Origin of the sequence: Streptomyces sp. AC558_RSS880 (genome assembly GCF_019049255.1) — a bacterium.
Taxonomy (GTDB): Bacteria; Actinomycetota; Actinomycetes; order Streptomycetales; family Streptomycetaceae; genus Streptomyces.
In genome coordinates this window covers 62333-69724 of the sequence record NZ_JAGMUJ010000108.1, presented here as the reverse complement: position 1 = coordinate 69724, position 7392 = coordinate 62333, and the positions used below count along the sequence as shown (strand labels likewise).

The 7392-nt window shown below is 73.2% G+C and carries 2 protein-coding genes; both read left to right on the top strand.

All coding sequences use genetic code 11. From position 1 onward, the window contains the following. The coding region (locus KUM38_RS28480) for a type I polyketide synthase (protein WP_374227096.1) at positions 1-5297 on the top strand (5297 nt) is incomplete at its 5' end. Between the two features lie 64 nt (positions 5298-5361). Further along, the coding region (locus tag KUM38_RS28475) for a type I polyketide synthase (protein ID WP_217133371.1) at positions 5362-7392 on the top strand (2031 nt) is incomplete at its 3' end.

Here is a 7392-nt window from a genome sequence, read left to right as displayed (position 1 = left end):
CGGTCAAGTCGAACATCGGTCATACGTCGGCTGCGGCCGGTGTGGCGGGTGTGATCAAGATGGTGATGGCGATGCGGCACGGGGTGCTGCCGCCGACCCTGCACGTGGACGAGCCGTCCCCGCACATCGACTGGGACTCGGGCGAGGTCCGGCTGCTGACCGAGGCGCGGGAGTGGTCGGTCGAGGGTCGTCCGCGGCGCGCCGCGGTGTCGTCGTTCGGCGTGAGCGGCACCAACGCCCACATCATCCTGGAGGAGGCGCCCGTCGGGGAGCCCGCCGAAAGGCCAGGGGCGCGTCCGATGCCGGCTGTTGCGGTGACGGTGTCCGGGCGGACGGTGGCCGCGATGCGTGCCCAGGCCGGCCGGCTGCGTGCGCATGTGCTGGCGCGGCCGGAGCTGTCTCTCGTCGACCTCGGTTTCTCCGCGGCCACCACGCGGGCCCATCTGGAGCACCGGGGTGTCGTGGCCGCCGCCGACCGGGAGCAGTTGCTGTCCGGGCTGGCCGCGCTGTCGGTGGGTGAGCCGTCGCCGGTGGTCGTCGAGGGCCGTGCCACGGCCGGCGTGAAGCCGGTGTTCGTGTTCCCGGGTCAGGGTGCGCAGTGGGAGGGCATGGCGGTCGGGCTGCTGGATTCCTCACCGGTGTTCGCGGCGGAGGTCGCCGCGTGTGGTGAGGCGTTGGCGGAGTTCGTGGACTGGCGGCTGGAGGATGTGCTGCGCGGCCTCCCCGACGCGCCGTCGCTGGAGCGGGTGGATGTGGTGCAGCCCGCTCTGTTCGCGGTGATGGTGGGTCTGGCGGCGTTGTGGCGGTCGTACGGTGTCGAGCCGTCCGCCGTCGTGGGTCATTCGCAGGGCGAGATCGCCGCGGCGTACGTTGCCGGTGGTCTGTCGTTGCGGGACGCGGCGCGGGTCGTGGCGGTGCGCAGTGTGCTGGTGCGGGAGCGTCTGGCCGGGTTGGGCGGGATGATGTCCGTCGCGGTGCCGGTGGAGCGGGCCGGGGAGCTGATCGCCGGGTATGGGGGCCGGGTGTCGGTGGCGGCGGTGAACGGTCCGGCGGCCGTCGTCGTCGCCGGTGAACCGCAGGCGCTGGACGAGATACTGGCGGCCTGCGAGCGTGACGGCGTACGGGCCCGTCGTGTCAACGTGGACTACGCGTCGCACACCGCGCACGTCGAGGCGCTGGAAGCGGAGCTCATGGAGGCTCTGGCGCCGGTACAGTCGGCGGCCGGAACCATCCCCATGTACTCCACGGCCGTCGGCGCGTTCGTCGACACCGCCACGATGGACGCCGCGTACTGGTACCGGAATCTGCGCCACCAGGTTGGCTTCGAACCCGCCGTCCGCGCCCTCATCGACAACGGCACCGGATGCTTCCTGGAGATGTCCCCCCACCCCGTGCTCACGATGGCGGTGGAGGACACCATCGAGGCACTGGACGCGAGCGGCCGGGTGTCGGTGGTCGGCTCCCTGCGCCGTGACGAGGGCGGACTGACCCGGTTCATGCTCTCGCTCGGCCAGGCCCACACCGCGGGCGTGCGGATCGACTGGGCCGCGGTGTACGAGGGGACGGGCGCCGGACGGGTGGACCTGCCGACGTACGCGTTCCAGCGGGAGTACTTCTGGCTGACGCCGTCGGCGCGGGCCGGTGATGTCGCGGCGGCTGGTCTGGAGCGGGTCGAGCATCCGGTGCTGGCGGCGGTCGTGCAGGTCGGTGATCGTGACGAGTGGGTGTTCACCGGGCGGTTGTCCGTCGAGTCGCAGCCGTGGGTGCGTGATCACGTGGTGTTGGGCGCGGTGATCGTGCCTGGTACGGCGTGGGTGGAGCTGGCGTCGGTTGCCGGTCGTCGGGTGGGTGTGCCGGTGGTGGACGAGTTGGTGATGGAGGCGCCTCTTCTGTTGGAGGAGGGGGCGGCCGTTCAGTTGCGGGTGACCGTCGGTGCCGCGGGTGAGGACGGTCGTCGTGAGGTGGCGGTGTTCGCCCGTTTCGAGGGTGGGGAGGGGGAGCAGGCCGAGATGGCCTGCCACGCGCGGGGCTGGCTGGCTGCCGGGGACACCATGCCGGTGTCGTGGGTTCCGGTGCAGTGGCCGCCGGCCGGCGGTGTGGAGATGTCCGGGGATGTGTTGTACGCGGGGATGGCGGAGCTCGGGTTCGATTACGGGCCGGTCTTCCAGGGTGTGCGTGCGGCGTGGCGTGTGGGTGACGAGGTGTTCGCCGACGTCGCCCTGCCCGGTGACACCGGTGGTGAGAGCTTCGGCCTCCACCCGGCACTCTTCGACGCCTCCCTGCACTCGGGCCTGCTCCAGGACGGACCGAACGACACGGCGTTCCTGCCGTTCTCCTGGTCCGGGGTGCGCCTCGCGCACGACGGCCTGTCCCGGGTGCGGATCCGCATGCGCCGGGTCGACGAGACCGCATTCGGCCTCGACGCCGTCAGCGAGCAGGGCGAGCCGGTGCTGAGCCTGGCCCGGCTGGACATGCGTCCGGTCGACCCCGCCCGGCTGGAGCGGCTGCGGCGCAACGGCCGGCAGTCGGTCTACCGGCTCGACTGGGCCCCGGTCACGGTCGGCGCGGGTCGGGCCGTCCAGGTGGCAGTGCTGGGTGGCGCGGCCGGCGCGGGTGAGCGGTTCCCGGACCTGGCCGCGCTGGAGAAGGCCGTCGGCGACGGCGGCCCGGCTCCGCAGATGGTCGTCGCCACCGTCGACACCCCGGACGGGAACGCGGCCGCGGCTGCCCGGGAAGCAGCCGCCGAGGCGCTCACCCTGGTACGGCAGTGGCTGGCCGGCGCATCGCCCGCCGACGCCCGGCTGGTCGTGGTGACCAGGCGTGCCGTCGCCGTCGACGGCGAGACGCCGGACATCGCCCAGGCGGCGGTGTGGGGTCTGCTGCGCAGCGCCCAGTCCGAGCACCCCGGCCGGTTCCTTCTGGTCGACCTGGACGGCGACGAGCCCGATTGGGGCGCGCTGTTCGACACCGACGAGCCGCAGCTCGCCGTGCGCGGGGAGCAGGTGTTCGCGCCGCGTCTGGCCGCGGCCGCCGCGCCCGCCGACGACGCGTGGACCCTGTCCGTCAAGCGCAAGGGCTCCCTGGACGACGTGGAGGTCACGCCCTCCGGCGCGCGTCGCCCGCTCGCCGCCGACGAGGTGCGCATCGGGGTCCGTGCCGCCGGGCTGAACTTCCGCGACGTACTGATCACTCTCGGCCTGTACCCCGACGACGTGCCCCTGGGCGCCGAGGCGGCCGGTGTGGTGCTGGAAGTCGGCCCGGGTGTCACCGAGTTCAGCCCCGGCGAACGGGTGTTCGGCTTCGTCGCGGAGTCCTTCGGCCCGGTGGCCGTCGCCCACCGGAGCCTGGTCGCCCGGATGCCGGACGCGTGGTCGTTCACGCAGGCGGCGTCCGTGCCGGTGGCCTACGCGACCGCCTACCACGGCCTGGTGGACCTGGCCGGGCTGCGCGCGGGCGAGCGGGTGCTGGTGCACGCCGCCGCCGGTGGCGTGGGCACGGCGGCCGTGCAGATCGCACGGCATCTCGGCGCGGAGGTGTACGCCACGGCCAGTCCGCCCAAGTGGGACGTCGTACGGGCGTCGGGTGTGACGGACGACCACATCGCCTCCTCGCGGGAGACGGGATTCCGGGACACCTTTCTGGACGGCACCGGCGGCGAAGGCGTGGACGTCGTGCTGAACTCCCTCGCGGGCGAGTTCGTCGACGCCTCCCTGGAGCTGCTGCCGCGTGGCGGCCGGTTCGTGGAGATGGGCAAGGCCGACATCCGCGACGCGGAGCGGATCGCGGCCCACCGGCCGGGCGTCGCGTACCGGGCGTTCGATCTGTGGGAGGCGGGGCCGCAGCGGCTGGGAGAGCTGCTGGCCGAGATCGTGGCCCTGTTCCGGCAGGGCGTGCTGCAGTTCGCGCCGATCCGCACCTGGGACGTGCGGCAGGGCCGCGAGGCGCTGCGCCATCTGCGCGAGGGACACAACGTCGGCAAGGTCGTGCTGACCGTTCCGGCGCCGCTGGGCCCGGAGGGCACCGTGGTGGTCACCGGCGGCACGGGAGGGCTCGGCGCGCTGTTCGCCCGCCATCTCGCGGCCGGCCACGGCGTGCGCGACCTGCTGCTGCTGAGCCGCCGCGGCCCCGCGGCCGACGGTGCCGCCGAGCTGGTCGCGGAGCTGGAGGCGCTGGGGTGCGAGGCCCGGGTCGTCGCGTGCGACGTGTCCGACCGGGAGCAACTGGCCGCCGCGCTCGACTCCGTGGAGCGTCCGTTGACGGCGGTGGTGCATGCGGCCGGTGTGCTCGACGACGGTGTGGTCGAGTCGATGTCGCCCGAGCAGATCGAGCGGGTGATGCGGCCCAAGGTGGACGCGGCGTGGCATCTGCACGAGCTGACCGCCGACGCGGACCTGTCGGCGTTCGTGCTGTTCTCGTCGGTGGCGTCGCTGATGGGCAGCCCCGGCCAGGCCAACTACGCCGCGGCGAACGCCGCTCTCGACGCGCTCGCCGAGTCCCGTCGGGCCGCCCGTCTGCCCGCCACCTCCCTCGCCTGGGGGCTGTGGTCGGAAGCCGCGGGCATGGCCGCGCAGCTGGACGAGGCCGAACTGGCCCGCCTGGAGCGGATGGGCATGAGCGCGCTCACCGCCGAGACCGGTCTTGCGTTGTTCGACCAGTCGCTGGACGTGGACGCGGCCGTGGTGGCTCCGGTGCTGCTGGAGACGACGGCGCTGCGAGCCCGGGCGCGGGCGGGGATGCTGCCGCCGCTGCTGCGGGGGCTGGTGCGCGCGTCGGCCCGGGTGGCCGACTCGGGTACGGCGGCGCTGGCTCAGCGGCTGGCCGGAGCACCGGAGGCGGAGCGCGAGCGGATCGTGCTGGAACTGGTCCAGGCGCAGGTCGCGGGTGTGCTCGGGCACGCCTCGGCGGCGTCCGTCGACCCCGAACGCGCCTTCAAGGAGCTCGGCTTCGACTCGCTGAGCGCCGTCGAACTGCGCAACCGGCTCAGCCAGGTCACCGGAGTGCGCCTGGCCGCCACCGTTGTGTTCGACCACCCCAGCCCGGCGGCCGTCGCCCGTCATCTGCTGCCGGAGCTCATGCCCGACTCCGCTGCCCGTCCGCGGTCCGAGCAGGACGAGATCCGCGCGCTGCTCACGTCGATCCCCATCGACCGGCTCCGCAAGGCCGGGCTGCTCGACACCCTGCGCGAACTGGCCGACAACGACCCGCCGGAGGCGGTCGCCGAGGACGGCGACGCCGCGTCGTTCGACGACATGGACGCGGAAGCCCTGATCCGGATGGCCCAGGAGGACCTCGCATGACCCCGGCCGAGAACCCGGCACAGAACGTCGTCGCCGCAATGAGCTCGTAGACGAAGGAAGAGACATGGCCACCGATCAGAACCAGCTCATCGAGGCGCTCCGGAAATCCCTCAAGGAGACCGACAGGCTCCGCCAGCTCAACAAGCGGCTGCTCGCGCAGGCCGGCGAACCCCTGGCGATCGTCGGCATGAGCTGCCGCTATCCCGGCGGCGTCACCTCCCCCGACGAACTGTGGGAGCTCGTCGCGTCCGGGCGCGACGCCGTCTCGGGACTGCCGACCGACCGCGGCTGGGACCTGGAACGGCTCTACGACCCGAGCATGAGCCGTCCCGGCGCCGTCTCCACCAGCGGCGGCGGCTTCCTGGAGCGGATCGGCGAGTTCGACGCCGAGTTCTTCGGGATCAGCCCGCGTGAGGCGCTCGCGATGGACCCGCAGCAGCGGCTGCTGCTGGAGGCGTCGTGGGAGGCGTTCGAGGACGCGGGCATCGATCCCACCTCGCTCCGCGGAAGCCACACCGGCGTCTTCTGCGGCGTCGGCACCAGCGACTACTGCACGGTGCCCGCGGGCAGCCTGCCGCAGATCGAGGGCTTCCAGCTGACCGGCGGCGCGGCCAGCGTCTCCTCCGGCCGCATCTCGTACCTGTTCGGCCTGGAGGGCCCCGCGGTGTCCGTCGACACCGCCTGCTCCTCCTCCGCGGTCGCCCTGCACATGGCTGCGCAAGCCCTGCGCGCGGGCGAGTGCTCCATGGCCCTCGTCGGCGGCGTGACCGTCATGTCCGGCCCGTTCCTGCTGGCCGAGTTCAGCCGCCAGCAGGCGGTGTCGCCGGACGGCCGCTGCCGCGCCTACGCGGCCTCCGCCAACGGCACGGGCTTCTCCGACGGCCTGGGCCTGGTGGTGCTCGAGCGGCTGTCGGACGCCAAGCGCAACGGACGCCGGATCCTCGGGCTCATCCGCGGCACCGCCGTCAACCAGGACGGTGCCAGCAACGGGCTCACCGCGCCCAACGGCCCCTCCCAGGAGCGGGTGATCCGGCAGGCGCTCGCCAACGCCGGACTGCGCCCGGCCGACGTGGACGCCGTCGAGGGGCACGGCACCGGCACCGTCCTCGGCGACCCGATCGAGGCCCACGCCCTGCTGGCGACGTACGGCCGGGAACGCGACGGGGATCCGTTGTGGCTGGGGTCGATCAAGTCGAACATCGGACACACCTCCCTGGCCGCCGGTGTGGCGGGTGTGATCAAGATGGTGATGGCGATGCGGCACGGGGTGCTGCCGCCGACCCTGCACGTGGATGAGCCGTCGCCGCACATCGACTGGGACTCGGGTGAGGTCCGGCTGTTGACCGAGGCGCGGGAGTGGTCGGTCGAGGGTCGTCCGCGGCGCGCCGCGGTGTCGTCGTTCGGCGTGAGCGGCACCAACGCCCACATCATCCTGGAGGAGGCGCCCGTCGGGGAGCCCGCCGAAAGGCCAGGGGCGCGTCCGATGCCGGCTGTTGCGGTGACGGTGTCCGGGCGGACGGTGGCCGCGATGCGTGCCCAGGCCGGCCGGCTGCGTGCGCATGTGCTGGCGCGGCCGGAGCTGTCTCTCGTCGACCTCGGTTTCTCCGCGGCCACCACGCGGGCCCATCTGGAGCACCGGGGTGTCGTGGCCGCCGCCGACCGGGAGCAGTTGCTGTCCGGGCTGGCCGCGCTGTCGGTGGGTGAGCCGTCGCCGGTGGTCGTCGAGGGCCGTGCCACGGCCGGCGCGAAGCCGGTGTTCGTGTTCCCGGGGCAGGGTGCGCAGTGGGTGGGCATGGCGGTGGGGCTGCTGGATTCCTCGCCGGTGTTCGCGGCGGAGGTCGCCGCGTGTGGTGAGGCGTTGGCGGAGTTCGTGGACTGGCGGCTGGAGGATGTGCTGCGCGGTCTCCCCGACGCGCCGTCGCTGGAGCGGGTGGATGTGGTGCAGCCCGCTCTGTTCGCGGTGATGGTGGGTCTGGCGGCGTTGTGGCGGTCGTACGGTGTCGAGCCGTCCGCCGTGGTGGGTCACTCGCAGGGCGAGATCGCCGCGGCGTACGTTGCCGGTGGTCTGTCGTTGCGGGATGCGGCGCGGGTCGTG